General features: G+C 59.0%; 25 protein-coding genes and 6 pseudogenes. 15 read left to right on the forward strand and 16 right to left on the reverse strand.

From position 1 onward, the window contains the following. Both MOV74_RS02595 and MOV74_RS41195 read right to left on the reverse strand, forming a co-directional pair. Window positions 1-664, reverse strand: a 664-nt coding sequence (locus MOV74_RS02595; protein ID WP_246917526.1) for a cytochrome b/b6 domain-containing protein, incomplete at its 3' end; no start/stop codon positions are given. 278 nt (window positions 665-942) lie between these two features. After that, window positions 943-1,187: pseudogene (locus MOV74_RS41195) on the reverse strand (transposase); the annotation flags it as partial. Between the two features lie 219 nt (window positions 1,188-1,406). On the opposite strand from MOV74_RS41195, the gene MOV74_RS02605 reads away from it, so the two are divergent. Further along, entirely contained in the window at window positions 1,407-1,916 is a 510-nt protein-coding gene (locus MOV74_RS02605) for a hypothetical protein (protein ID WP_246917529.1), read from the forward strand. Window positions 1,917-2,290: 374 nt separating this feature from the next. On the opposite strand, the gene MOV74_RS02610 is transcribed toward MOV74_RS02605, so the two are convergent. Further along, window positions 2,291-2,869 carry a YdcF family protein gene (locus MOV74_RS02610; protein ID WP_246917530.1) on the reverse strand — a complete coding sequence of 193 codons (579 nt, stop codon included), beginning with the start codon at window positions 2,867-2,869 and terminating at the stop codon, window positions 2,291-2,293. 786 nt (window positions 2,870-3,655) lie between these two features. Between MOV74_RS02610 and MOV74_RS02615 the strand changes: the two genes are divergently transcribed. Beyond that, the gene (locus MOV74_RS02615; protein ID WP_246917532.1) at window positions 3,656-3,883 is read left to right on the forward strand and encodes a hypothetical protein; all 228 of its coding nucleotides are present in this window, start codon (window positions 3,656-3,658) and stop codon (window positions 3,881-3,883) included. Between the two features lie 433 nt (window positions 3,884-4,316). Here the strand turns inward: MOV74_RS02615 and MOV74_RS02620 are convergent. After that, window positions 4,317-4,600, reverse strand: a pseudogene (locus tag MOV74_RS02620) (transposase); the annotation flags it as partial. Window positions 4,601-4,772: 172 nt separating this feature from the next. Between MOV74_RS02620 and MOV74_RS02625 the strand changes: the two are divergent. The 3 genes and pseudogenes from MOV74_RS02625 to MOV74_RS02635 form a co-directional block, all read left to right on the forward strand. Then, a complete protein-coding gene (locus MOV74_RS02625) occupies window positions 4,773-5,030 on the forward strand; it encodes a hypothetical protein (protein WP_246917534.1) in 258 nt (85 codons plus the stop codon). A 453-nt stretch (window positions 5,031-5,483) separates the two neighbouring features. Further along, window positions 5,484-5,696, forward strand: a complete 213-nt coding sequence (locus MOV74_RS02630; protein WP_246917536.1) for a hypothetical protein — start codon at window positions 5,484-5,486, stop codon at window positions 5,694-5,696. 38 nt (window positions 5,697-5,734) lie between these two features. After that, window positions 5,735-5,959: pseudogene (locus MOV74_RS02635) on the forward strand (transposase); the annotation flags it as partial. Between the two features lie 53 nt (window positions 5,960-6,012). On the opposite strand, the gene MOV74_RS41200 reads toward MOV74_RS02635, so the two are convergent. Next, window positions 6,013-6,120 carry a hypothetical protein gene (locus MOV74_RS41200; RefSeq protein WP_404979105.1) on the reverse strand — a complete coding sequence of 36 codons (108 nt, stop codon included), beginning with the start codon at window positions 6,118-6,120 and terminating at the stop codon, window positions 6,013-6,015. A 56-nt stretch (window positions 6,121-6,176) separates the two neighbouring features. On the opposite strand from MOV74_RS41200, the gene MOV74_RS02640 reads away from it, so the two are divergent. Then, complete coding sequence (locus tag MOV74_RS02640) at window positions 6,177-6,404, forward strand: hypothetical protein (RefSeq protein ID WP_246917540.1); 228 nt, start codon at window positions 6,177-6,179, stop codon at window positions 6,402-6,404. Window positions 6,405-6,451: 47 nt separating this feature from the next. On the opposite strand, the gene MOV74_RS02645 is transcribed toward MOV74_RS02640, so the two are convergent. Together MOV74_RS02645 and MOV74_RS02650 are read right to left on the reverse strand one after the other, a co-directional pair. Continuing rightward, window positions 6,452-7,012: an ABC transporter substrate binding protein gene (locus MOV74_RS02645; protein ID WP_246917544.1), complete on the reverse strand. Its 561-nt coding sequence runs from the start codon at window positions 7,010-7,012 to the stop codon at window positions 6,452-6,454. A gap of 215 nt (window positions 7,013-7,227) precedes the next feature. After that, entirely contained in the window at window positions 7,228-7,581 is a 354-nt protein-coding gene (locus MOV74_RS02650; protein ID WP_246917549.1) for a hypothetical protein, read from the reverse strand. Between the two features lie 491 nt (window positions 7,582-8,072). On the opposite strand from MOV74_RS02650, the gene MOV74_RS41205 reads away from it, so the two are divergent. Next, the gene (locus tag MOV74_RS41205) at window positions 8,073-8,381 is read left to right on the forward strand and encodes a CsbD family protein (RefSeq protein WP_404979103.1); all 309 of its coding nucleotides are present in this window, start codon (window positions 8,073-8,075) and stop codon (window positions 8,379-8,381) included. Between the two features lie 676 nt (window positions 8,382-9,057). Here the strand turns inward: MOV74_RS41205 and MOV74_RS40730 are convergent. The 4 genes and pseudogenes from MOV74_RS40730 to MOV74_RS02670 form a co-directional block, all read right to left on the reverse strand. Continuing rightward, on the reverse strand, window positions 9,058-9,909 hold the full coding sequence (locus tag MOV74_RS40730; RefSeq protein ID WP_309486771.1) for an efflux RND transporter permease subunit: 852 nt from the start codon (window positions 9,907-9,909) through the stop codon (window positions 9,058-9,060). Window positions 9,910-9,940: 31 nt separating this feature from the next. After that, a pseudogene (locus tag MOV74_RS40735) lies at window positions 9,941-10,810 on the reverse strand (efflux RND transporter permease subunit); the annotation flags it as partial. Window positions 10,811-10,943: 133 nt separating this feature from the next. Beyond that, on the reverse strand, window positions 10,944-12,347 hold the full coding sequence (locus MOV74_RS02665) for an efflux RND transporter permease subunit (RefSeq protein WP_246917554.1): 1,404 nt from the start codon (window positions 12,345-12,347) through the stop codon (window positions 10,944-10,946). Window positions 12,348-12,546: 199 nt separating this feature from the next. After that, complete coding sequence (locus MOV74_RS02670; RefSeq protein WP_404979104.1) at window positions 12,547-13,245, reverse strand: TetR/AcrR family transcriptional regulator; 699 nt, start codon at window positions 13,243-13,245, stop codon at window positions 12,547-12,549. 27 nt (window positions 13,246-13,272) lie between these two features. On the opposite strand from MOV74_RS02670, the gene MOV74_RS02675 reads away from it, so the two are divergent. Together MOV74_RS02675 and MOV74_RS02680 are read left to right on the forward strand one after the other, a co-directional pair. Then, complete coding sequence (locus tag MOV74_RS02675) at window positions 13,273-14,169, forward strand: crotonase/enoyl-CoA hydratase family protein (protein ID WP_246917564.1); 897 nt, start codon at window positions 13,273-13,275, stop codon at window positions 14,167-14,169. A gap of 20 nt (window positions 14,170-14,189) precedes the next feature. Continuing rightward, window positions 14,190-14,570, forward strand: a complete 381-nt coding sequence (locus MOV74_RS02680) for a glutathione S-transferase N-terminal domain-containing protein (protein WP_246917568.1) — start codon at window positions 14,190-14,192, stop codon at window positions 14,568-14,570. Window positions 14,571-15,164: 594 nt separating this feature from the next. On the opposite strand, the gene MOV74_RS02685 is transcribed toward MOV74_RS02680, so the two are convergent. Next, a complete protein-coding gene (locus MOV74_RS02685) occupies window positions 15,165-15,386 on the reverse strand; it encodes a hypothetical protein (RefSeq protein ID WP_246917572.1) in 222 nt (73 codons plus the stop codon). Window positions 15,387-16,280: 894 nt separating this feature from the next. On the opposite strand from MOV74_RS02685, the pseudogene MOV74_RS02690 reads away from it, so the two are divergent. The 6 genes and pseudogenes from MOV74_RS02690 (at window position 16,281) to MOV74_RS02720 (ending at window position 23,807) form a co-directional block, all read left to right on the forward strand. Next, window positions 16,281-17,307: pseudogene (locus MOV74_RS02690) on the forward strand (IS110 family transposase). Between the two features lie 683 nt (window positions 17,308-17,990). Further along, window positions 17,991-18,146, forward strand: a complete 156-nt coding sequence (locus tag MOV74_RS02695; RefSeq protein ID WP_246917576.1) for a hypothetical protein — start codon at window positions 17,991-17,993, stop codon at window positions 18,144-18,146. A 1,506-nt stretch (window positions 18,147-19,652) separates the two neighbouring features. Further along, window positions 19,653-19,811, forward strand: a complete 159-nt coding sequence (locus tag MOV74_RS02700; RefSeq protein ID WP_246917579.1) for a hypothetical protein — start codon at window positions 19,653-19,655, stop codon at window positions 19,809-19,811. Between the two features lie 229 nt (window positions 19,812-20,040). Next, a complete protein-coding gene (locus MOV74_RS02705) occupies window positions 20,041-20,223 on the forward strand; it encodes a hypothetical protein (RefSeq protein WP_246917581.1) in 183 nt (60 codons plus the stop codon). Between the two features lie 1,045 nt (window positions 20,224-21,268). Further along, on the forward strand, window positions 21,269-23,449 hold the full coding sequence (locus MOV74_RS02715) for a PAS domain S-box protein (protein ID WP_246917585.1): 2,181 nt from the start codon (window positions 21,269-21,271) through the stop codon (window positions 23,447-23,449). Then, a complete protein-coding gene (locus MOV74_RS02720) occupies window positions 23,442-23,807 on the forward strand; it encodes a response regulator (RefSeq protein ID WP_246917587.1) in 366 nt (121 codons plus the stop codon). Before MOV74_RS02715 ends, MOV74_RS02720 begins: the two co-directional genes overlap by 8 nt. Before the next feature lie 44 nt (window positions 23,808-23,851). On the opposite strand, the gene MOV74_RS02725 is transcribed toward MOV74_RS02720, so the two are convergent. The 4 genes and pseudogenes from MOV74_RS02725 to MOV74_RS41210 all read right to left on the reverse strand — a co-directional run. Continuing rightward, window positions 23,852-24,082 (reverse strand): DUF6894 family protein, encoded by a 231-nt coding sequence (locus MOV74_RS02725; protein ID WP_246917589.1) that lies wholly within the window; start codon window positions 24,080-24,082, stop codon window positions 23,852-23,854. 60 nt (window positions 24,083-24,142) lie between these two features. After that, window positions 24,143-24,493, reverse strand: a complete 351-nt coding sequence (locus MOV74_RS02730; protein ID WP_246917591.1) for a response regulator — start codon at window positions 24,491-24,493, stop codon at window positions 24,143-24,145. Window positions 24,494-24,513: 20 nt separating this feature from the next. Next, the gene (locus tag MOV74_RS02735; RefSeq protein ID WP_246917593.1) at window positions 24,514-24,723 is read right to left on the reverse strand and encodes a hypothetical protein; all 210 of its coding nucleotides are present in this window, start codon (window positions 24,721-24,723) and stop codon (window positions 24,514-24,516) included. Between the two features lie 318 nt (window positions 24,724-25,041). Further along, window positions 25,042-25,227: pseudogene (locus MOV74_RS41210) on the reverse strand (hypothetical protein); the annotation flags it as partial. Window positions 25,228-25,475 lie beyond the last annotated feature (248 nt).

Here is a 25,475-nt window from a genome sequence, read left to right on the forward strand (position 1 = left end):
TATCGCGCGTCGCCCAGTCGACCCCGGCGACGCCGCACGCGACTGCCACCCCGATTGCAGCGGCGACGAGAAGAGGCCTCGGCCGCACGGCCTTCGTGATCGCGAGCGGCGTCGGCCGGAACACGCGGAAAATCTGCAGCCAGCCGCCATAGAGATAATGCGCGGCGACATGCGCGAAGATGTAGACGAGCGCAACATAAGCGGCGGTCGAGTGGAGATAAGCCCACCAGCCGCCGTAGCCGAGATACATCATGACGCCCGTCGCCGTGAGGAAGATCACGAGCGCATAGACGAACCAGTGCAGGATGACGTTGACGGCTCCCCATTTGAGGCGAGCCGGAGCGCGCATCGCGAGGATCCGCGTCTTCTTGGGGCTGTTGCGCTCGACGAGGCCGCTGCGCGCGAGGTAGGCGACGTAGGCCGACCCGCAGAAGAAGACGACCAGCCCCGCGAGGAAATGCCAGGAAAAGATCTCGCCCTGAGGCAGGACCGGAGCGAGCCATTTCGAGAAGGGGGCGTGCAGCGCGTCCGCTGCGATGCGCAGGCCGGTAACGAGGCTTACGACGAACGCGAGCGCGGTCGCCCAATGGAGCGCTATCGTCCCGACATCCGTGCGTGGCGGGGCTTCGTGAGGCTTTGTTTGAGCGAGGCTTCTCTCGGTCAAGGCGTCGGCGTTCGTTCGAGGAGTGTCAGTTTTCATTGCATAAAGCTTACCCACGGTAAACCGGCAGAGCCACAGCGTCCGCTTCTCGCTTCTCCCGGAAAAGCGGACAGTTGCGACAAACTACCTCCGCGATAACATAAGCAAGTTATCAAGTCTGGCGAGATCGCTCGTTTCGCGACAATTCGTCCCCAGTCGGCCGTCCTTTGGACATTCGAGAAGGCGCGAGCATCACGAGGTTTCCGTGGGATTTCTAGTTGGCAGTTTTGCTCCCCCCCGGGGACACCCTGCTGGTCGAAGGCGATCAGGCGGCCGTTGGCGATGGCAACGCGGTGGGTGGAGCGCGACAGATAGGCGAGCATGGCCTCGGGCCCGCCGAACGGCCGCGTTGCGTTGACGACCCATCCGCTTGCGCAGTGGCGCTAGAAAGGCTGCGAAGCATTGGGGATCTGGCGAGATGGGCGTGGTCGCTGGAGAAGCTCAGGCGGCGGGTCGCTAAACCACGTCGGTTATAAACTCGGCGGAAACCGTTGAGGGGCGTAGGTAGTAGCCTTCAGCGAGTCGGTCCTCCCCAATAGCTTGAATTTATATAACAATTTCAATTATATATGAGTTCGCGTTTTTGTTCTAATGGCGCGCCGGTGGAATCAGTGGCTTAGATTAAAACTGCAGATCTGAGGATCTAGCTAGGGTAAGCACTGGGTAAGCAGGCAAGCAGCTGTCGCCTTTGGGGGAGGCACCAAAGGTGTTTCACTTTCTCATCGCTCTGCTCGTCGTTGGCGTCATCATAACAATGATGGTTGCCTCTCCGGCGTTTCGAAACTTTGTGATCGCCGCACTTCTCTTGTTCGGGGGCGGGATCTGGCTGCTCATTGAAAACGCCAACAAGGATGCCGAACAGCGGAAGAAAGCACAGCAAGCTCAAGAGTACTACGCCGCTACGGCGATCAAGGAAGCCGACCTCACATTGACCGATGTAAAGCTCGGTCCGGCCAGCTACGGGATGAGCGACTTTGTCCTAAGCGGGACTGCCGCGACCGATTCCAACAACTCCTTGGCCACTATTTTCTTCCAAGTAACCCTCACGGACTGTCGGGAAGTTATTTGTCGCGTTGTCGGTCAGAAGGACGCCTCGGCGTCAGTTTCAGTCCCGCCGAAGCAGTTACGCTCTTTCAGTTCGTATGAAAATCTTCCCCCTGTCTCCACGGCGAAGCGCTCCTCGACATACCGGATCACCGGCCTGGGGGCTGGGTAGCCGGACCGTCTTCCCGTTCGATGCGCGCAAGTGCCCTCTGGAGGAACCTTTGCTTCATCATCGACCCAACTGGCTGTCAGGACCTTATCCAGCTAGGGCGAAATAAACTCTTCCTCCCGGGCTTCATGTCCACCATCTGCAAAGTGTCATCCTCGGCGCGACGACGAGCATCACCGGGCTGCTCACCAAGCTGATGCGCTAAAAAACGACGTGCCGCAGCAACCCGATACTCAAGCCATTGAGAACCGGCAGTCAACTGGCGGTTTGCTGGCACACACGACGGGGCGCCGAACGTTAAAATTTCGCGCTCTTGCCTGTCCATCCCGTATACCGAGAGCCGTTAGCGGAGCGCAGACAGGGCGCCAAGGTCTCCGTTAGGGCCACTCAGCGATGAACCCTTTTGCCTTGTAAGACTCAATCTTATCCCATTCGCTGAGAACCCGCGAACGAAGCTCAGCGTCGGTGTGCCAGAGATCATTGGGGGTGTCGTAGTGGTTCACGACAACCAGCATCTTTGGACCGGGCCAGTGTCGGTGAAGTGTCATCGGATAACGGCGCGACGTCCAAAAATTGCCTAAGCAAATTACCGATTGTATTTTGTACAATCCTATCTTCTCTTCGATGACAGGTAGAGAAAACATCACGTTCTCCCCCGTGTTGGTCGCGCGATGTTCTTCCAAAATCAACTCAGCCGGAACACCACGTGACACCAGCCCATCCTTTAAAATCCGGCATTCGGTAAGATCAGAGCCCGGCGTCATCCTGCCGCAAACAAGTAGCCAACGGCAATACCCGCGACGCCAAAGCGAGTCGGCGGCGTCTATGCGCTCCTCCACGCCATCTCGTGTACCAAAAACGAATAATAGATCTGCCGGTTGCAGAGGCGTTGTAAGTAGATGCTCGGAATTTATGCGAGCGATCTCTTCGGCAGTCAGCCTTTGACGCGGTGCCATCGGTCCAATGTGGTCCAGTTACTCTTCCACAACTAGTCCAGGTTATATCTCGGCGATCTATCAACCGTAAGCTGCCCTAGCCCATCAGCGAAGTGGCGGGTCCCGTCGCTTTGCTTGGACCGGCTGGGTGAGTCTGAGCAACAGCGAATGGCCCTTTCGTATTCTTCAATGGGCACTATCATGGGGGCTAAGAAAGGGCGACAATGTCGGGCTGGCGTCACTCGTTCTTGCAATCGGGTTGGCCGATGTACGAAACGTGTGGAATGCATCTAATAGAAGCTTGGGCTCTCTTGGGGTGATTATAACGTACGAAACCAACCGCGACATTTCTTGATCATGCACATTTGACGAATACCATTGCTCAGATTGATTTGCGCCGATCGTTTGTCAAAAATCGAAGCGACCTCTATTTCCACTATTTGGGAGTACGGGATGGTCATTAATTTGAAAGCGGCGAATAGTATCGCTAGTTGGGTGGCCGCGCGCTCACGGTGCGAGCCTCAAGGAGACATGATCTGCTTCGTATCCCGGTTTGCGTTGCATAGAATGTTCCTTGCACGCACGGATGGGTCATTTCGCGTTGTGGTTGGAATATTTGTCATGGCCCGGCGCCCTTAAGTTGTTTGACGAAGTTTTGCTGAAACAAAGAGCTGCTAGAGTTGCTGTTAGGTCATTAGCTCTGTTCCTTTTTATCGCGCAGACCATTCAGCCTGAACTGGCGCAGTCTGTGAACGGGCTCATAACGAAGAGCCATCTGACGGGGCTACAATCACCACGAAAATCGCGGTGACAGATCTGTACATTGATAGTCAAGCGATGGGGGATCTCATGCCCGCCGTTTTCGACCTGCTCTATCGTGAATATTGCCGCGCTCGCCTCGCTGAAATGCGGAAGCAGCTTCTGATCTCAGCTAAACACGCTGACGTTCTAGAAGCGGATTACGATCTTGCGGATCACGCTCATGTCGACAGGACCGGCATACAGCGCGAAGCCGGTGCCGGCGCGCCGAACTAAAGCGGCTCCGAAGAAGGCGATCCTTCCTGCCGCGGCAGTGACCAAGTAAGCAACAGCTTGGGAGGCAGCAATGAATACACCTGAATGCTATAGTGTTGTGGTGGCTTGCGTCTCGTCCCTGACCATTATCGGATTAATGGTTATTGGGGCGTGGTGAGCGTGGGTTGTCGTACATGTCCGCTTTGGGTCGATTCGCGCCCGGTCTGCTCCTGCTAACGGGACTTCCGGTTCATCCCTGACTACGGACATGTAGCGGCACCGCGCCAACCGACGCGAAGGGCCATGTGTGGACGGCTCCCGGTTGGCAAGGAGAATCTTCACTTTGCGGCCTTGGTCGGAGCGGCCATGTGTTCGGCATGTTTGCGCGGTTCACTTGACCGCTGGCCATAGTGCCCTCCGCGGATCAGGTCCCGACCAAAAGCACGCATTCGAAGATGACAATCCCGAACTCGGCAAGATAGGCGCGGATTGAATTGATGACGGCAGTCTGCTGGCGGATGAAGGGATGGCGCGCGCGATGAAGCATCAGACGGCTCTGTTGCTCCACCATCTTGGTCAGCACAAACCGCATGTTGGGCTCGTGACCGCCTCGCAAATCGCTTCTGCGTCCGTGGTGTCGTTCTTCTGCCGCTTGACGTAGGGCTTCACAAAGGCCGGAGGCATCAATCGCACCGTATGCCCCAACGCCTCCAGTTCGCGGGACCAATAATGGGATGACACTCTCGTGCCCGTGGAGGAGCCGTCCACAGCATCAAAAGCGGCCATTCAGCGCTATCAGAAGCTCCATGAAAAACCGAGGTGTAGAGTGCTATCGCAGTAAGATTGTGGAGGAGTGTCGGTTAGGCTAGAATTGAATACTGCTGGGGCAGCTATGTCAGAGGAGCTGACTATGGCCAAAAGCATTCTTGTTAGTTTTGCTATCCTCACTCTCGCCACTTCTGCCGCTTTGGCCGCGCAACGGACGCATCATCGCCAACCGATGAACGCATTGGCCCGTATGGGTGCGTCGCCAGTCATTTCGCCGGGCGGTGTGAGTAGCAGCGACCGCGCCCTCTATATCCGAAATCTACAAGACTCCGGGTATAATAAGAAGAACGATTTCGACGCTGGTCATATGTGCGTGTCCTGTGATTTTCACGGCAATTGACTAAGCTGGTCCTGTGGCGACTGAGAACGGGATAACAACAGGAGCAGCCAGGCAGGACGAACTGGGGCGGGTGTGCAAAAAAAAACCTCGCATTTTTGAATACGAGCTTCGCCAAAAAATAGCCCCCAAAGAATTCCCATTCTGGGTTTCCTGTCGGGGGCTTTTTTTGTTTGCCCGCCCCGCAGCTAAGCCATGCGTTCTTCGCGCCTCATTGGAGGTGATGCGGATGTAGCCGTTACGGTACGGATCGGTATGGCTGAGGACCGCTTTGGGTCACAAGCGGTGCCGGGGACCGGCGTGGGCACGCGTCCGCTCTGCCTCCAATAGGCAACATTGCAACGGCCTCAGCCTTGTTCGGCTATGGGCCCAGAAGGCGACATTCCGCACTTGCGCTAAATTAAAGGAAGTGCCCAACTCAGTGCATCAATCCATCAGCCAACATCGGATCAAGGGATGACGAGGGAGGATCAGTTAGCAAAGCTCGCGCGGCAGGCCGATAAGCAGAAAGCATTGGCCGAGCGAGAACGCAAATTTCATGAAATGCAGGATAGCTACTACATTCACTATGCGATCGACGACAAGCGCGCCGCCGCGCCGCCGATTCGGCATGTCCGGATATGGCCGATTTTGTTGCAGAAGTCGGTTGAGACGAGTCGCGAAGCGTGATTCCGTTGTGTTGACGCGAATCGCGACGAGGTCGATCCATGATGGGCCGTCTGAAGAGTGATCAAGGTCAACTGTTCTACGAGTTTCATCTCAGCGACGCGGTCCCCGAAGATCATCTGGTGCGGAAGATCGACGCTGCTCTCTATCTGTCTTGGCTCCGCAGCGAACTTGCTCCTCATTATTCGTCCACGGGTCGCCCGTCTGTCGATCCGGAGTTGATGATCCGGATGCTGATCGTGGGGTATGTCTTCGGCGGACGCGCGGCAGGTCAGCAAGGGGCCCAATTCCGCACTCGTGCAACGCAGCAGAGGCGTCTCTATTCGATCACCTCGTCGGCGCGGGCGTGCAGCATCGGCGGGACAGTGATGCCCAATGCCTTCGCGGCCTTGAGATTGATGACCAACTCGAATTTGGTCGGTTGCATAACTGGCAAGTCGGCGGGCTTGGCGCCCTGAAGAATTTTGCCGGTATAAATCCAACATGCCGGTACGCGTCGGCCAGGCTGATCCCGTAGCTCATCAGGCCGCCGGCCACGGCAAACTCTCGGAACTCGTAGATTGCGGGAAAGGCGTAGCGCGCTGCCAATGGGACGATCTGCTGGCGGTGAGCGTTGAAGAACGGATCGGCCGCGACAAGGAGAGCGTCGGCATGCTGCTCGGCCATGATCGCGAAGGCCCTGTCAAGTTCCGGCTCGTCGTGTGCCCTTAGAACGTGAATCTTCCCCGCGAGGCTTTGCGCAGCCGTCTTCGCTTCCGTCAACTGGCTGTCGGCGCCGGGGTACCCGGATTGACCAGCATGGCGATGGTCGCGGCGTTTGGCACCAGTTCGTGCAGCAGGTCCAGCCGCTTGGCTTCCAAAGAGTTGGTCATCACATGAATGCCGGTGGCGTTTCCGCCGGGTCGGTTTAGGCTCACAACAAGGCCCAGCTCGACAGGATCAGTGGCTGAGGAAAACACGATCGGAATTGTGGTGGTCGCAGCCTTTGCGGCTAGCGCCGAGGTGCCACCGCCGGTCGCAACAATCACAGCAACCTGGCGCCGGACCAGATCGGCAGCCAGCGCGGGCAAGCGATCATTGTGATTCTCCGCCCAGCGATATTCGATCACGAGGTTGTGGCTTTCGATAAACCCGGCTTCCTTCAGGCCGTCGCGGAACGCGGCTACGGGGCGGGCGATCACATCAGGCGACAGGTTGTTGAGGAATCCAATGACCGGTGTGGCCGGCTGCTGCGCGCTTGTCGAGAGCGGCGCGACGACGATGGCCGCTCCCATCAAACTTATAAAACACCGGCGCCCAATCATGATCGCTCCGATCATGTCATTTCCGATTTCGGCCGTGCGCGACGTGCCATCATAGCCACTGAAATGATGGGATTAAAGGTTGGTGATGTCGGGTCCGGGTCAAAGGCTGCTCTCGGCAGCTCCATGAAGCTTATTTCGCTCAGCCCTCGATAGCGGACACTGCGAGCCCGACCGGAGACTACCAAGAATGGCCGCAACGCCAAGACCGAGGCCGACTTGCAGCATGGGTCTTACTTCTTCTTTAGAATGCCAATATCGGTGTTGCCCAAGTTCTCTATGGCGCGTTCGGCGGCGGGCGTATCGACCGCGTTGTCGTGGGAAGTTGGAGCCGGACTAACCGAGGAAGCATCCGCGTCGCCGGTCGCTGCGTGGCTGAGCGCGTTGCCGAGCTTGGGACCGGAGGAGCCTCCAGTCCCGCTGATGGCGCGCCCGGTCAATAACGTGCTGCCCGCATAGCCGGTAGACCCAGCAGCCGCAGTTCCACTGGCCGCCGGGCCACCGCTGCTCGATCCACCCGTACTCTGGGCCAAGGCGAGCGAAGAGCCGCTGATGAGTAGGATCAAAATAACGGCGATGTGATTCATTTAGCGGTCCTCTAAACCGCTCAATGAGCTGCACGTCCGATAGTTCCGTGGCGCCGACCTCTCCCCCGGATCGCTTGCTGAACGTGGTGCGTCTGACAGACCCCAGCGCTGGCGACGGCTGGGCTGGCCCCTGAAAGGCGAGCATGCGCTTGTCATGCTTCGCAGGCGAGCCGGTCGGCTACCCCTTGCCGATGCCCGGACGCTCGGGACTTGCTGCCCATGCGCACGCCAAAGCTCTACGGCGTGCCATAGGCAAATTATCAATCCGTCGGGGAGCCACCCCGGAGCGCCATGCTGAGCGTCGTCGGTGTGGATAGATGTGCAGTCTGGTCAACAAAAAGGCCGCCAACTGAGGCGGCCATACAATTGAGAAACTAGCAAGGTGACACACGCGATCAGTGTTGCTGTACTGAACGTTACGACCACGAGAGCCTGTTCACTGCGGGCTTGCAGCTCTTTGTCATCCATATGGCTCAACGCCGGTTCGCGCCGTGGGTTTCAAGTCGGCGGTCTTTGACCCAGCAGTCTTCGCCTTGAAGCTGCGTCCCGAGGAACCACTGCGCAAATCCTTTGTTGGCTGGTCAACCGGACAGCAAAGGAACACGATCATGGACCGCGAACACGTGAAGGGCGCTGCCGACAAAGCAAAAGGCGCCATCAAAGAAGGTGCTGGTAAACTTACTGGCGACAAAGACATGGAAACCGAAGGCGAGATCGATAAAGCCAAGGGGTCCGCCCACAACGCGGCAGGAGATGTGAAGGATGCGGCGCGGGACGCCGCTGACACCCTCAAAAAATAACGACGATTTAGACAAAGCGACTAGCCGCCTGCGGGCGGCCATTTTCTTCGGCAGGACTACTCTAGGTTGGAGACGAGAGGCCGCCAAGTGAGGCGACCTACTCTTGGTCTCGCTTGTTCGGCTGATCCCAAAAAAGCTTCTTGCAGTTGAGACACCGAAAGATAGCAATCGGCCCGTCCGGAGAACCAAAAACGTCAACGAAGTGCATGGGCTTATGACACGCCGAGCAGGTCGGCAGATGCCTGGTTGGTTGCTTGGTTTCTTGCTCTTGCTTCGCCATCCCGCTGGAACGCGGCAACAGAGGCAGAGGTTTCTACGCTGATCAGGAACCGAAACGAACTGCTTCTAGGCCAAGTGATGAGCTAGAGAGAGGTCGCCAACCGAGGCGCCTCACTCGGGCGCGAGCCTATAGAGTGGTCCGAGGTTGAGTTCCTGAAACAGCCTTTGCTGCTTCGCAGTGAGACCCGCTGGGTTTCGGCCGTCAGGAACAGCCACGAGTACTAGGGCGCGTACCCATAAAACCCGGTGGCGTGCGCACCGAAGCTGATGTCCCCGTTGCTTTTGAAACGCCGTTACCGCGAAGCAGCAAAATGACGCGATGGTCTGTCAGGCGGAGCCGGCTGGCGCGAAACGTGCTGTCAGAACTCATCGACCCTGGGTCATGCCGCTGCAGCATTCAAGGTTCACGCGAGGATGCCCGACGGAGGTCCTTATCGAACCAAAACAGCAGGAAGTATCCGGCTGGAACGAAGAACAGGGTCAGCAGCGATGCGACAGCGAGCCCCGACATCATGAGACCGCCATCCCACAGCGCGCCGCCGGCGATCGCCATAGGTGCAAGTCCAAGCACCGTCGTTGCCGAGGTCAGCAAGATCGGACGCAAGCGCTTTTGCGACGCTGCCACGACCGCTTCGCGCAGCGGGAGTTTATCCCGCTCGATGTCGATCTGATCGATCAGCACGATGGCGTTGTTGATGATGATGCCGGAAAGGCTGATGATGCGGAGCGTACCGAAGAACGAGAGCGGCTGTCCGGCGGCCAAGAGACCGAACGGGATGCCAATCAGGATCAGAGGTATGTTCATGAAAGTCAGAAAAGTGCGACGGAACGAGTTGAATTGCAGGATGATCGCCAGCACCATCACGGCCGGGAATCCCGCAACCAGTTTCTGGTTCGTCTCCGCGCTCTTCTGGATCTCGCCGCCGATAGTGACGTGATACGGGCCGGCAAGATCTAGTGCCTGCAGGCCGGGTTGAATCGACTCCAGCAACTGCCCCGCCGTCAGCGAGGTGCTGCGCGCGGTGACCATGATCGTCCGTTCCTGGTTCTTGCGGCGGATGCGCGCCAGATCGAATCCGGGCTTCAACCTGGCCACCTGCGCTAGGGAGATAAGCCCGCCATTTTTCGCGAAGATGGCGCTGGTAAGGCCTTCGAGGTTCTGCGAGGTGTACGCTCCGGCGCGGAGAACTATCGGAATGGCGTTGTCGCCTTCGCGATAGATAGACCGCGGTTCCGGTGAAATAGGTATTGAGCAGCCGAGTAACTTCCTCGGACGTCACGCCCAACTGGCGGGCCCGGTCCTCATCGATTTCGACGACGACCTTGACGACCTTGTTGCCCCAGTCGTCGTCGTTGTCGCGAACGTCCGGAGCCGCCTGCAGCAAGGAGCGAACTCGCTCGCTGAGCGCAAGCAACCGGTCCGCGTCGGGTCCGGATATCTCCACATGCACGATGCCTGATTCGACGGCTCCCATGGCCAGCCGTTTGATCTTGAACCGTGCCTCCGGATGATTAGCATAGAGATATTTCCAGGCGCGACCGGCTGCCCGCACCGCGCCCTCATAGTCCTTTGTGTTGACCAGGAAGAAGGCGGATGCCGGATCAGGTGAGACCGGGGTCAACGTCAGATAGAACCTTGGGCCGCCGTCCCCCACATATAGGATCTCGCTCGCGATTTCGGGATTGGCTGTCTTGTCTCCAAGCCACCGCTCGATCTCGCGAGCCCGGAGTTCGGTTTGCGAGATGTCGGTCCCGTCAGGCATGTTCATGTAGATGAGGAATTGGCTGCGTTCGCTGAGTGGGAACATCTGCTTGGGCAGGCGGGCGAACTGCGTCACCGCCAACACGACCAGCACGATGCAGGCAGCCAGCACGAGCGGCGAGAAACGCAGGGCGGCGGCGAGTGCCGTGGTATAGAAGCGCTGTATACGCGACGGAGCCGCATCTTCACTGCCCGACGCGCCGCGTCGGCCGATCAGCCAAACGATCAGCGCGGGGAGGATGTAAAGCGCGGTGATCCAAGAGCCGCCCAGTGTCAAAGCCACAACGGCCGCCAGTGAGAACGCATATTCTCCTGATGAGCCCGACAATAGCAGCAGCGGCAGGAACGCCGCGATGGTGGTGATGGAGGAGATTAGGCGGCAGCGCATACTGCTCGCCCGAAGCCAAGCCGGCTTCCCGGGGTGGCACGCCGCGACCGATTCGGCTGACGATATCCTCGACAATCACTACGCCGTTGTCGACCAGCAGGCCAAGCGCGATGATGATGGCGGCGATCGATACCTACTCGAGCGCGATGCCGAGCGCCCGCATGCCGATCAGCGAAAACATCACGGCGAACGGAACGATCATCGCCGCAACGGTTCCAGCCCGCAAACCAAGAAAAAGCACCACCAGCACAGCGACGACGCTGAAGGTCTGGGCCACGCTCGACAGAGCGGAATTGACGGAGGCGCTGACCTGGTCGGCCTGATACGTCGCGAGGTCGATCGCGTAGCCGATCGGCAGCCTCCGCTCATAGTCGCTTGACGCCGCACGAAGCTTGCGGCCGAGCTGCGTGACATCCTGGTCCGGCTGCATGACGACGCTGAGCACGATGGCGGGACGGCCGTTGAAATAGATCGGTTTGACCTTGGGGGAGACGGAGTCGCGGCGCACGGTGACGAGGTCGGCGAGCCTCACCAGGCTGTCGGTGGTTCCGACCCGGGTCAGCAACGTTTCGATCGCGCGCACGTTCGGAAAATCGCCGGAGGTCTCCAGCAGCAGGCGAGTGCCGTTCGCGTTGATGTTTCCGGATGGCAGTACCACGTTCTGCCCCTGGAGGTCCTTGATCAGGCTGTTCACATGGACGCCGACCGCCGCCAGCTTGCGGGTGTCGAGCTCTAGCCAGACCCTTTCATCCTGCACGCCGAGCAGCTCAACCTTGGAGATTCGGGAGAGCTGGTAGAGTTTCTTGCGGAAGTCCTCGGCGACGTCCTTCAGTTCGCGCGGCGAAACGCGCGGGGCGGTCTTCATCGCGTCGATCCGCGCGAACAGCATCGTCGGAACGCCGAAGACGATCTCAGCTTTCGTCGCTTCGATCGCCTGCAACACCGTGGGCGGATCGAAAAACAACGGCAGCACCAGCGTCGCGCGCGACGTCATGCATCCCAAAACGCTCATCACAGATCCGGCCGTGTGGAAGAGCGGCATTGGACTGAGCAGGACGCTGCCTTCGAGGCCGGCCCTGGCGGCAACGTAGCTCGCGTTCGTCACGAGGCCACGGTGGTGCAGCAACGCGCCCTTGGGCCGACCTGTGATCCCGGACGTATACTGGATCTGTGCAGTGTGTCCGGGGTCGATTTCGGGTAGGGGCGTCGCCGGCATGCTCCGGATTTGATCGAGCCAGCCGTCGAAATCGAAACGCCTCAGAGCGGTGTTCTCGATTTCGCGGGCGACGGCCCCGGTGTCGACGCCGCGGAAGTTCGCTAGATGGAAAAGGGCGGACGACCTGGACTGACGCAGCACGAACTCGAGTTCGCTCGGCTTGAACGCTGGGTTGGCGGTCACTAGGACTACGCCAGCGAGCGCGGCGCCGTATTGCAGGACAACCCACTCCGGCACGTTCGGCGCCCAGACGCAGATGCGGTCGCCTGTCTCGAAGCTCCGCAGCAGCCAGCTCGCGCAACGTCTCGCGTCGTTCTCCAACTGAGCGTAAGTCCACCGGCGATCGTGTTCGGGACCCCGACGGGCGACGGCATTGACGTCGGCACGACTTCGATCAGCGCGGTACGGTCGGGAACTTCGGCGGCCGTCGTGGCCAGCGCCCGGCCGATGCTGACGTCAAGGATTCGTCGCGTCGTATCCGCCGGCCAGTATGATTCCAGAAGCCTCTTCCCGTCCACATTCATTCTCCCTCGATCCTCTGCCTTGCCGGCATCTTCTTCGTTGTTTCGAGCAGCGTCCGCATCGCTTGCGCCCAGGCAGCCACAAGGCGCTCGCGTCGTGCCGGCGAGCTGCGGAGATTCTCGGAAATTGCGAGCCCTCTGATGAAATGGAGCGTCAGCGCGACGACTTCGTCGTAGGCGTCGGAATCGGTCCACTCCCCAAAGAGCTGAAAGTAGACTCGGTCGAGATCGCGCCGCGCACCACGCTCGGCGGCGATCAACGCCTGCTTCAGCGCCGCGTCGGTGCGCGCCACCGCCCAAAGTTCCAACTCGGCGAGGTAGACCGGCTGACGCGCAGCGAAGGCGAGCGCCTCGACTGCCGCCACTAGGTTGTCTGCTGGACCGGCTCCGGCGCGGCCTTGCGACACGGCCCTCTCGTTGCGGCGGACCAATTCGGCCACGCTCGCGGCCAACAGGGAGGCATGCGTCGGGAAATGATGGAGGAGGGCGCCACGGCTGACTTCCGCCCGATGCTGCACGGCGAGCGTTGTCGTGCCTGCGACTCCGGTCTCGATCAAGCATTCGACGGCGGCGTCCAGGATACGTGATCTTGTGGATACGCCCCCTCCAGTCGGACCTCCGGTCTTCGCCGTTCTTGGCATGCCTCTCCCCTGGACAGTCAGCATTGACTGTATCATGCCAGATGCTACAGTCAACATTGACTGGTTTGACCCCCGAAGGATCCCATGCCGAATTTTTCGACCCTCAGCATCGCAGTCCGCGAGGACGCCCCCAGCATCGCGCGCCTCGTTCTTGACCGTCCCCAACGCTTCAATGCTATCGACGATGCGATGCCGGGAGAGATCCAGGCCGCCGTCGAGTGGGCGGAGAAGAACGACGACGTGCACGTCATCGTGATCGAAGGTACCGGCAAAGGCTTCTGCGGCGGGTACGATCTTGTCGCCTACGCGGAGAATGAGATCGAGCACCCCTGCCAGCAGGAGCGCGAGCCCTGGGACCCTATGGTTGACTACGCTTTCATGAAGAAGAACACCGAGAATTTCATGAGCCTTTGGAAGTGCTCGAAACCGACCATTGCCAAGATTCATGGTGCCGCGGTCGCCGGCGGCAGCGACATCGCACTCTGCTGCGATCTGATCGTGATGGCCGAAGATGCACGGATTGGTTACATGCCGACACGCGTTTGGGGATGTCCGACCACAGCGATGTGGACGTTCAAGCTCGGACCATCACGCGCCAAGGAGATAATGTTCACCGGCAACATGATCGACGGTCGGACGGCGGCGGAGTGGGGCTTGGCGAACGCCTGTGTTCCGGCCGCGCAGCTTGAGGCGGCGACACGAAAGCTTGCGGACCGGATCGCCGGCGTGCCGAAGAGCCACCTCGCCATGCACAAGATGGTCGTCAACCAGGTCATGCTGAACATGGGCCTCGAACAGACACAGTCGCTTGCGACCCTGTTCGACGGTATCACGCGTCACAATCCAGAGGGCCTGTGGTTCAGGCGCTACACGCAGAAGCATGGTTTCAAGGCTGCGATCGAGTGGCGCGATAGCGGGCGTCCGATTCCGGAACGCGACGACGCGCGCAAGTTGATCAAGGAAATGGATGGCCGAAACTAAGGCAGCCAGGAGCGTGATCGATGTCGGTCAACATCCATCCGATCGGTACTACGGCGTCGGCTACCTATCTGCAGACACGGGTCCTGATGACCGAACTCATTCTCCATCACTACGACTTTTCCAACTACTCGGAGAAGGTGCGCGTCGCGATGGGCTTCAAGTCGCTCCCTTGGCAGAGCGTCATCGTGCCGGCGGTGATGCCGAAGCCCGACCTCACCCCGCTGACGGGCGGCTATCGCCGCGCGCCGGTTCTCCAAGTTGGCGCGGATGTCCGCCGCGTCGGACATGACTGTCGCCAAAGTATTCCCGCCGGGAAGACTTTGCGCACATTTCGGCCGGAGCCGAGAATCCGCGTATTTCCATTCGCGCCACAGAGATCGTTTGCTCAAGCGGGGCAATAACGCCACCAGTACCCGTGTACGCGCTAGGCGATGTAAATGCGGGTAGGTAAACCTTCCGCAGCGGAAGGTTTACCCTCGACCGCGACGGGATGAGCTAAGTTTCAAAGTAGAGCAACCGTCATGCTTCACTTCGTGAACCCAATCCGGTCCGGCGGGGGACCTGCTTGCCGACTGTCGCCAGGCACACCTCGTATGTCTTAACCATGCTCGGGCAGATAGCTAGCCGCAAAAAACTGATCCCTGGTTCGCTCCGCGCGAGATCAGCGATCTGCATCGTGCAAAAGCGGCTCAATTAAATATTAAAAATATAATCGAAATTAAACCAAATTAAATGCTGATTGAGATACAAATTTGGATTAGAATAAGAACGGCTTGGCGCCGGACGAACGCGTCAAGGACCTCCTAGAAGCGGCCCTAACATCCCGTCCTGCTGATGTAAGGGTCGCTTCTAGGGCAAATTGTGAGGCAAACCACGCGGTTCCTGTCACTAGGGGATTTGTTTGTCATCTCCGCAGCAACGCGTACGCTCTTACTCATTGAGATCGGAGTATTGATCATCGTAGGTTTGATCTGAGGCAATGAAGAAGAGCGAAACTAGGACTTCTTCTGAGCGTGCTCGGCCTCAACGGCGCGGAGCAGTGCGGCAAGGGTGGGATATTCCACGCCATTGCGGGCATAGCGATTGACGTGCTCGACATAGCGGGCAGATCCGTCGGGCTTGCCGTGCCAGCTGAACTGCAGCAAGGCGCTGTTGTGCTGGCGCACAACGTGGCCGGCGCCATTACCGAAATACTTGCTCATGGCGTGCCGCTTCATGGCCGCGCCTCCAACTTTCGCCAGCTGCGACGTCCATTTCCTGAAAAAGCATCCGGAACGGAGACGTTCCTATTGTGAGGCGAGGAGATCTTCGCCGGGAGCGAGCAGCTTCACGTAAGTTGCCGCTCTCGTGCTTCCGGAGCCAGCCTTTCTCCACCGCATAGGCGAGGCCGGCACCAAATTCTGGGTCATTGGCCTTCAGCGTGAACATGGCGAGGACGAGCCCAAATCGACGCGAATGACCACCCATAGCCGACTTTGAAGGAGTGCAGAGCGGCGGTCAGCTGTTCCCCGTGCTCTGCACGAACCTGAAGCTACCGAACACCGGCCGGCGGCCGCCTTGAAGGGGACCATCCCTGAGGGAGTGCATTGGGCTGGTTCGGCCTCACTGCGGCAACCGACCCTTTGAACCACACCCAGCTATCGAACCACCAAATAACACCGGATCATTGCACATAGAGATCGTTTTCAATGTCGAAACCGGCGAAGCCGCGCGTCGCACATCCAATCGCATTGGCGGTGTTTCTGACTTTCATCTTGTCGCTGGCCCTCCTGGTGATCCTCCTCCCCATTTATGCGACCCCTTAGGACCTGGAGACCTCCCGTCTGATAACTTGAACGAATCCTCAGGAAGCCACGACAAAGGACTGATCTCCGAAAGGTTCACCAACAGGGAATGAAGACGGGATGGCCGGAGCTGCGCTCATTTTGGCTTTGCACGCAAGTATTAGGCGATCGATCCTAGGAGGTCACTTGCATCCTTGAAGGGGCCTGCGGCCTGAGTGAGCGAACTTGCCGGGTCTGCTACTGATGCTGTGGACGGCTCCTCCACGGGCACGAGAGTGCCAAGGAGTGGGCGCCGTTTAAAGCTCCCACGATTCGGAGGAGCAGCCTATGCAGTCAATTTCGACGATTGTCTGGATATCGCAAAGTCGGTCTTCCAGGTGCACGGCGTCGATGCAGCCGGTCAGGTGGTGATGCGCCGGCAGTTAAAACGCCGTTTTGTGCATTCCTTCTTTGAGAAGCTGCCGCCGTGCTTGGTGGGAATCGAAGCTTGCGCGTCATCCCATTATTGGTCCCGCGAACTGCAGGCGTTGGGGCATACAGTGCGGTTGATGCCTCCGGGTTACGTGAAGCCCTACGTCAAGCGGCAGAAGAACGATACGGCCGATGCAGAGGCGATTTGCGAGGCGGTCACGAGACCCAATATGCGGTTTGTGCCTACCAAGACAATCGAGCAAGTTGCCTAATGCTTCATCGAGCGCGCCATCTTTTTATCCGGCAGCAGACTTCGGTCATCAATTCAATCCGCGCCTATCTTGCCGAGTTCGGTATCGTCGCTCCCGTCGGACGCAGAGGTGTCGAGCAACTACTGGAAGTCGTCGCCGATAAAGCCGAAGGCCGGATCCCGGAGGTCGCCCGGATGTGCCTAGCCGCTCTCGGCGAACAACTGTGCGCTCTAAAGGCTCGCATCCTTGAGTTCGACCGAGGCATCATAGCCTGGCATCGATCAAACGCGACGAGCCAGCGGCTTGATGTTATTCCCGGCGTCGGTCCGGCGCTGGCAACAGCGCTGGTCGCCAGCATTGCCGATCCTAAAGCCTTCCGATCCGGGCGAGACTTCTCGGCTTGGGTCGGTCTCGTGCCAAAGCAGAGCTCGAGCGGGGGCAAAGACAGGCTTGGCAGCATTACCAAGCAAGGCGATCGCTATTTGCGTAGCCTGTTCACGGCTGGCGCACTCGCGGTGATCCGCTACGCCAAGATTCACGGCCCCGATCATCGACCCTGGCTCACACGATTGTTGGCCCGGCGGCCCGCCAAGGTCGCGGCGATCGCGTTAGCCAACAAACTCGCCCGGAATGCTTGGGCGATGATGGCCAGGAACGAACGCTATCAGGAACCGGCCGCGTTGGCGGCCTAAACGAGATCGCGTCGGGCATATCCGGCGTGACGTAACGGTTGGGAGGACGAACAGCACGTAATGCAGTGCCGGTCGATCCGGCGATCAGGACAACCCACATGGGCCATGGCATCTCGAATGCGTGCTTTTGACCGGGACCTGATCCGCGGAGGGCATTATGGCCAGCGGTCACGTGTACCGCGCGAAAAGGCCTAACACATGGCTGCTCCGACCAATCCCTGCAGCGTGAAGATTCTTCCCAACCCGGAGCCGTCCACACATGGCCCATGGCTTCCGTCAGACCATTGCGGAGAGATGTCCGGGGTCGGGGGTAAAGCGGAAGCGCCCCACCGCTGGTCAAAACGGCGCTGTTGACCCTTAGCTGACTTTGAGCCTCCCACGTTGCACTTCCTTGAAGGGGAGTGGACGGCCATTAGCTTTAGGTGAGTGCGCTGCTCTGGCGCGGCTGGCAAATTAGCCGGCCATGACAGATGACCTTCGCCAGCTCGAAGAGAAACGCGCGAAAGCAAGCCGCGTAAACAACCGAACCTCAGACAAAAGCTGCCCTGCACGAGCTAGCAGAGGAGTACCGGGCCAAAGCAGAATGGCCCGAACTCAACGCGCCTGCACCTAAGCCTTGAAGGCGGGATCATCTCGGCTCTCAGTCACCGATTGAGGCTAACCTTTTGGAATGGGATACGGCGATGGAAAACGGAGCTGAACCTATTTCGACGGCGGCGCCGAAGATCGTGGAGCGCTATAAGCGCGTCGCGCGTGAGGAAATGGACGGTCCCAAGCTCCTCAACTTGCTTAAAGAAATCGAGGACGAGATAGGAAGGCGGGCCTCTGTGGTCTTTTGAGGCGCACGACTGGCTTGGGAGAGGACACAATGCGGGCCAGACGCGGCGATACAGATTGGCACTTCGCCTCTATTGTTGTTTAGCTGATCTGCCAGCGTTGCTTTCTGCCACGCTTCTCGCGGTGCCCTTGCTTGGGCACCCTTGAAGGTGGCGTGGCCGCTAACAAACTTTGCCAGGCCTAGGTAGGGCGCTGATCAACGATGCCTCTGGTCGGCTGCTGGAGTTGCGCAAGCCGCTTTTCGAGCTCTGCCTTTTTAGCGACTATCCTTGAGGAGAGGATCTCATCGACGTCTGTGTGGAGGGTCCACAATTCATTGATGGACATGCTCGTGAGTTGCTCTTTACCCATGATCGCACCCGAACCAGCGCCCCGTTGGTCCGTTGACGCGAGGTCGGCAAGGAATTGCCGGTCCCTCAAATATCCCCTATGTCTGTTTTGACTGTGCGGCCAGATTCAGCCGATCTCTCGTCAAGCTGGCTCCTTGTTTCGTGCGAGCCTCATCTTCGGCTTGGGCTACTTGCTGTCGAATCTCTTCCAGTTCGGAAAGATTAGAGGCAAGGGCTTCGAGACGTTGGCGCAAGTCAGCAACGCAACTATACATCCGGCCTCCCAGCACTACAGCAAAATTGTGAACACTGCGACCGCCTCGGCGTCTGGAGGTTCTGGGTCAATGCGAGGCCGTTTTTCCGCACCGGATCGAAACCAGAGCGGCCGATCAGAATTGCGTTGATCTACAGTTCCCGCGCCTGCATATGTGAATCCGCCCAAACGGCGATTTGATTTTTTGCCGCTGCTCCACCGCATGAGCCGCGGCCCGGCGACAGGGCATGCAGGTCGCCGAAGCGCCCTCACGAACCTTCGCAGAAGCTCGCGCTTTTCTTGACCGGTCAGTTCGAGCTCTCGCGCACTAGCCGGACAACCCTGCGGGGGCCGTCCCACACCTCTACAACAGGGTGCGCATCTAGAAATTTCTCGGCTCGGTCTTCCGCGTCTTTGTCGGTCTGGCAATCGATCTCGTAAACTGCGCGAGCAATGCCGGATAAATCGACCGCGTACGCAACATATCGCATGGCATTTCCCAGGTGCGGAAAGCTGCCCATACGAGTCTCTCGCGGGCCCATAGTTCCTACGGCAACGGCAAACTTGGCGGGGGTGGTCGACAAAAAACGGCCCCAGCCTTTGGCGGCGGCTGGGGCCGTTGAACGCTCCGGCACCAAGGGGGGGCTTTAAACCGGAGCACAGCCACCAATCCAGTCGCTTGCCGGTAGTTCCCAAGGAAGAGGGCTCCGGCGAATGCGAGAGCCGGTCATCACCAAACGCGCGTCTGACGACGGAACGTCCCCAGGTGGGCAAGGCTGTTTGGCGGGAGTTCTCACGCTCCGCCTGTCATCTCACCTGATTTGCGTTAACAAATCCATCTTCTTCAGGGGCGCCTCAGCGCGCTGGAACGTTTGGTGCCGCGGCGCGTCCTGAAGGCTTCGATCCTGTTGCCTGTGGATCGACCGATGGACACAGTAGTTGCCTATGCGATCTCGGCCTTTATCGTCGGCTTTGGCATCGGGATCTTCATTGCCGGTCTAAACTCTGGTGCGCCAGCTTTCTGGGCCTGCGTCGCCCTGCTACCCGTTGCGATCGGGCTCCTGAGCGCTTTCGGTCCCAAATAAGAAATCCATCCCGTTCGTGGGCGCTTCGGTGCGCCCGGGACTAATGGCGCCGGCTGATCACACCGGCAGAAACGGCCCCAGCAAAATCACGATGGTGCTGGGGCCGCTGAAGTCCCTGGCGGTAATGGGAAACGCCAAGGTGGTTCGAGCCTAGGAAAAACCGGCAATCAGTTCTGTCCGCTTTTGCACACACCGGGTATAGTTCCCGTTCGGGAACGGACCGACCGCAATGAAAGACATGCAGGCTCAGTTGGAAAAGCTCCGCACGGATGCGGCGGAATGCGCCCTCATCCGCGATTTGGCCAGCGATGCTAAGAAGCGAGAACTCTTCAGCCGGCTGGCGGATCACCTGAGCGGGCTCGCCGCCGAAGTCGAGCGCGCGATTGCGGAGGGTGTGAAGAGCAAAGGATGACTGGCGGCTGGGGCGGCCTTTCGAAGATCCGATAGACCTAGGCGGGGCTCCCAAGCTGGTGACCTGCTAGACGTCGGCGAGTGCAGGAAAGGCCCGCCAGAAAGAGGCCGCCAATTGGGGCGGCCTTAGTTCATCTTCCGGCGGAGGCTCCGGATGATCTCTCGCAAGTCGTTGGCGTACTCCTCAACGATCCGACGAGCCTCCTCCAAGACAGAGGGCTTGGCCTCTTTCTCCTCGCTTTGTTCCTCGGGTTTGGTCATGGCCCAATGGTGCACCTAGCTTCAAAGAAGCCCCGTTGACTTAAATCAAGGAGTGGCCTTACTCCGTTTGCCGCAACCCCGGTGAGGTAAGCCAATCGCTAAGATGGGCGCCGGTATCAGCTAAGCGTGCCCTTCTAAGGAGCCCCTCGCGCTCACTTCCGGCGGGCAATCGGTCGGCCAGTGCTTTCAGCTTGGCGGCCTGTTCGGCCAATCGCTCTTCAAGGGATCGAGTTTGCTTCACTCTTCGGCGGTGCTGTGTCATGGCGCGTTCCTCAGCCTTTTACGACGACTCCGCAACGGTATCAGGCAGTTTCAGTTCCTAACATGAAACCAGGCCACGCCTCGGAAGCCAGGCCTGCGTCGCTTAGTGCTTAGAAGATCAAGGAAGCAGAACGGTCGCTAAGTGCTCAGGGTTGGCTCCGGCATCGGACGGGACTCCCTGGCGCCGGAGAGTGAAGCGAACTCACTCTCTTGAAGAACGATTGGCCAGACAGGCCGCCCAACTCCGTGCTGGCAAGCGCGAGCACCCTGCGGAAGGCGCGTTTAGCTGAGACTGGGGCCATCGAAGCGAGTGGCTGCCTTCCCCGGCCTGCAACCAACCACCGAAGTAGGCGGTGCTTTAACAGGATGGTTCCAGCTTCGACGAAGTGCGTAGTGCACCCGCGGAACCCCTAGCCGAGCAGGACGTTAGGGAGGGTTCGGGCCACGGGGGTTTTGCCCAATGTCCCTTTTTGAACAGGCTGGCTCGTATTGGGCCGTCCTTCTCTCCCACCGAGAGCACCTTTATGTCGAATGTCGAAGAATTTCCGCTGGCTGCTCGTCGCCCCACGGAGTTCGAAGCGTTGGTCGCGGCTGGACACGCGGCCCTCGATGCCATTCCTGGAGCGGTGTACCTCTGTGACGCCGAAGGATGGCTCGTTGCTTACAACAGCGAGGCCGTGGAATTGTGGGGACGAACTCCAGACGCTGCCACGAAAGAGCGATTCTGCGGTTCGCATCAGCTGTATTTGATGGATGGAACGCCGCTCGCCCATAGCGACTGCCCTATGGCCACGGCGGTGCGTCTCGGCACGCCTACGCGCAATGCCGAAGTCATCATCTCGCGGCCGGACGACTCCCGCTTTACGGCCCTGGTGAACATCCGTGCGTTGCGCGACCACTCCGGCCGCATTCAAGGCGCTATCAATTGTTTCCAGGACATCACGGGACGCAAGCAGATCGAAGAGGAAGTTCGTCGGACGACACAGGATCTGGAGGACTTCTTCGACAACGGCGCCGTCGGCCTGCATATTGTCAGCAGCGCGGGCATTATCCTCCGCGCCAACAAAGCTGAACTTGATATGCTTGGGTACCGCCCAGAGGAGTACATTGGCCGCCACATCGCGGAGTTTCATGCCGACGCTCCGGTGATCGGCGACATTCTTCAGCGGCTTTCATGTGGCCAGCCGCTCGATCGTTATCCCGCGCGGTTGCGAGCGCGTGACGGCTCAGTGAAGCATGTGCTGATTACGTCAAACAGCCGATTTGTGGACGGCAAGTTCGTCAACACACGGTGCTTCACGGTTGATGTAACGGCATTGCGAGAGGCCAATGAGGCTAAGCAAGCCAGTGATGCGCGACTTGCCGCAACGTACGAAGCCGCCATCGTTGGTATCTCCGAAGCGGACGAAAGCGGCCGCTTCTTGCGGGTGAATGATTCTCTATGTCGAATCACTGGTCGCTCGCGCCAGGAACTGCTCGGGATGACGTTCTTCGACTACACCGATCAGGATGACCGAGCGAAGGATGCCGAACTCTATGCGGCTCAGGTGCGCGGCGAGGTCGAGAACTACACGATCCGCAAGCGTGCACTGCGGCCTGACGGCTCTGTGCGCCATCTCGACATCTCAAGTTCTTCGGTGCGAGATCCGAATGGTCGGTTTCTTTACGGCGTGCGTGTTGCCCAGGACGTCACCGCCACCAAACAGCTGGAGGATCGTCTGCGTGAGGGCGAGCAACGCATGCGCGATCTCCTTGAGGCTCTACCCGCGGCGATCTACACCACTGATGCTAAGGGCCGTATTAATTTCTTCAATCGCGCCGCGGTCGAAATGGCGGGCAGAACCCCGCAGCCCGGCGACGAGTGGTGTGTGACCTGGAAGCTGTATTGGCCCGACGGCTCGCCTCTGCCGCACGACGAATGTCCGATGGCCGTGGCGCTGCGTGAAAACCGCGCGGTTCGCGGGGCGGAGGCTATTGCCGAGCGACCAGACGGCAAACGCGTGCCGTTCATTCCTTATCCGACGCCGCTGCGCGATGCGGAGGGAAACCTGGTCGGCGCCATCAACATGCTCGTCGATATCAGTGAGCGCAAGCAGGCAGAGAATGCCCAGAAGGTGCTCATCGACGAGCTGAATCACCGTGTGAAAAATACGCTTGCCACGGTGCAGTCACTAGCGAGTCAGACCGCTCGTCACGCTGCCGATCTTCAAGAGTTTCTGCCAACGTTCACAGGACGACTGTTGGCCCTTGCTCGTGCGCATGACCTTCTCACGACCCGCAATTGGCAAGATGCCCCTTTCGAGCAGCTGGTTCACGATATCGTCGCGCCGGTCTCTGGTGGGCGGGTTGTCACAGGCGGGCCGAACGTCAATCTAGACGCGCGCACGGCGCTAAGCGTCACCATGGTGCTCAACGAGCTTTTGACCAATGCGGCAAAATACGGCTCGCTGTCGGCGCCCGGCGGATCCTTGTCGCTCACCTGGAGGATCGTCGACGGCGAACAGGGTCAAAGCAGGTTAGAATGCCAATGGATCGAACGCGGTGGTCCCCGGGTTGCGCCGCCCAGGCGGCGAGGTTTCGGCACGCGACTCATGGAGCGTTGCGTCGAACATGATCTCGCCGGCGAGTTCGACCTTGTGTTCGAGCCGGAGGGGACCCGATGTCGCATGCTGTTTCCCATTAGGCTGACGTCCGCCAATGTCTGAGGCACCCGGCGCCAGGGTCCTCCTCGTTGAGGATGAAGGGTTGGTTGCCCTTATGATCGAAGACATGCTGGAGGAATTGGGCCTCAAGGTTGTTGCCTCTGCTGCCCATCTAAATAGAGCATGCGAATTGGCGACCACCGGCTCTTTCGATCTGGCGCTTCTGGACGTCAACCTTGCTGGAGAATTTGTTTTCCCGGTAGCTCGCGTTTTACGCGGTCGAGGCATTCCCTTCCTCTTCAGCACCGGCTATGGCGCACCGCCCTTGGAGTACGAGTTCAGAGATGCGCCCGCAATCGGCAAGCCCTTCTCGGTAGACCAGTTGAAGGAAAAACTGCGAACGCTTCTATCGCCGTCCTGAGCTCTTCAGGTGAAGGACTGGCCTGTCCCTCGCTAGAACGTCCGTCACTCAGGTTTCTCAGCGTTTATGTGCAGGACAAAAAGGATGTTCTGAAATTCGTCTTTAACTTCCATCCGCCATTCCCGGCCGGGTACCAGCTTCCCATCAATTCCCTGCAAGGTCTGACCCGCCATTACCGTCGCTTCTTTCCAAGCCGCATGCTTGTCGGGCAAGTCCTCGCCGACGCGATCAATCTGCGTATGTTCGTGAGTAACATTTAAGTAATAGCGCGGCATCACAAAGGACCTCAACGTAAAGGTACTTCGTAACGTCCTTGTCTGCTGGCCGTTCCGCATTCAACTTCGATCTATCAGCTTGGCTATACAACGTTCGAGCTGATCTATCTGAAAAGGTTTGGTGAGAAGCGGGCGATCCTGAAATCCGTCCGGTATTCCTTCAGCCCCGTAGCCACTCGCAAAAGCGAACGGGATGTTGCGCTCTGTGAGGATGACCGCAACCGGTTCGCTACTGGCGCGGCCAAGCAAAACATCCAGCACAGCAAAATCAAACTCGGTGTTGGTGGCGTGCTCTAGAGCAGAGGGCAAATCACTGGCTTCGGCCACAACGGTGTGGCCCAGCTCTGCCAACATGTCGGCTATCATCATCTGGATGAGTGCTTCATCTTCTATAAGCAGCACCGAAGCCACAAATTGTCCCCAACGCCTCTTTATTGCCGCGTCATCTTTGCTGCGCTCAGGAATGCACGCAGCGCAGCAGCCCGCAGCTCATCCAAGGTGGTGTGCCAGGCTTCGGCAGCTACAAGAGGCTGTTCGGCAATGACCTTCCGGCTCTCATGGTCACCCCCGTTCGGAAGCTCCCGGCACGTCTCTTCCAACACGACTTGCAAAATTGACTTCACGCGATCCGACAGCGTCATCCAGCGATCTCTAGGGCTCAACAGGCAATTTCTCGAATATGGAACTGAAGCCCGGCGCCGTCAACGGGAACTCATTGGCTCTGGCTGGGGCCGCCTGTTTAGCCCTAAGATGCCAGCCCTCGGAAGGCAACGGCCCAATGTCCGGATCGCAGCCACCGGGGCGCGACGGAGCGGGAGCCTGCTATCGTGCGGACTGCACGGCTTCCGCTCTTAGCGGCCGTAAGCTTGCGCCTGCGTTGCCAATGCTGCTGTTGAGCGCGCCGAACACGCGACGGATCGCATCCACGTTCTTCGTCATCGAGTAGAGATTGCACACGTTCAGACCTCCGGAGGTGCCTGACGGGGACGGGCTGCCAATTGCAGGAGAGTGGCGGGTCGACGGCCGGCCTTAGCACACTTGCTGCAGCGACGCCGGCTCACGAGGTCGTGGACCAACGTCGTTGGGGGATGCCGCAGCGCAGCTAGGTCGACGTCTAACTCGGTCTTGCAGAGCGGGCATTCGACCTAGGTAGGCCCTCTCGCAAGGCGCGCTACGAAGTCTGATCGAACCTCGGAGCGCTGATCCATGATCCCGGAAAGCAGCCACTTAAGAACGCACACTCGAGCCGGACCGCGAAGGTGCACATCGGGACGTTTGGTAACGCAAACCGCTCTGAGAATGTCGCGGACTTCGCATCCCGCGTTGCAGAAAGAGCTGCCGAAATAAACGATGAAAAGCCCATCGTTGCTATCGCTACGAACACCACCCCAAA

This window comes from Bradyrhizobium sp. SHOUNA76, from assembly GCF_023006445.1.
In the GTDB taxonomy this organism is placed as follows: domain Bacteria; phylum Pseudomonadota; class Alphaproteobacteria; order Rhizobiales; family Xanthobacteraceae; genus Bradyrhizobium.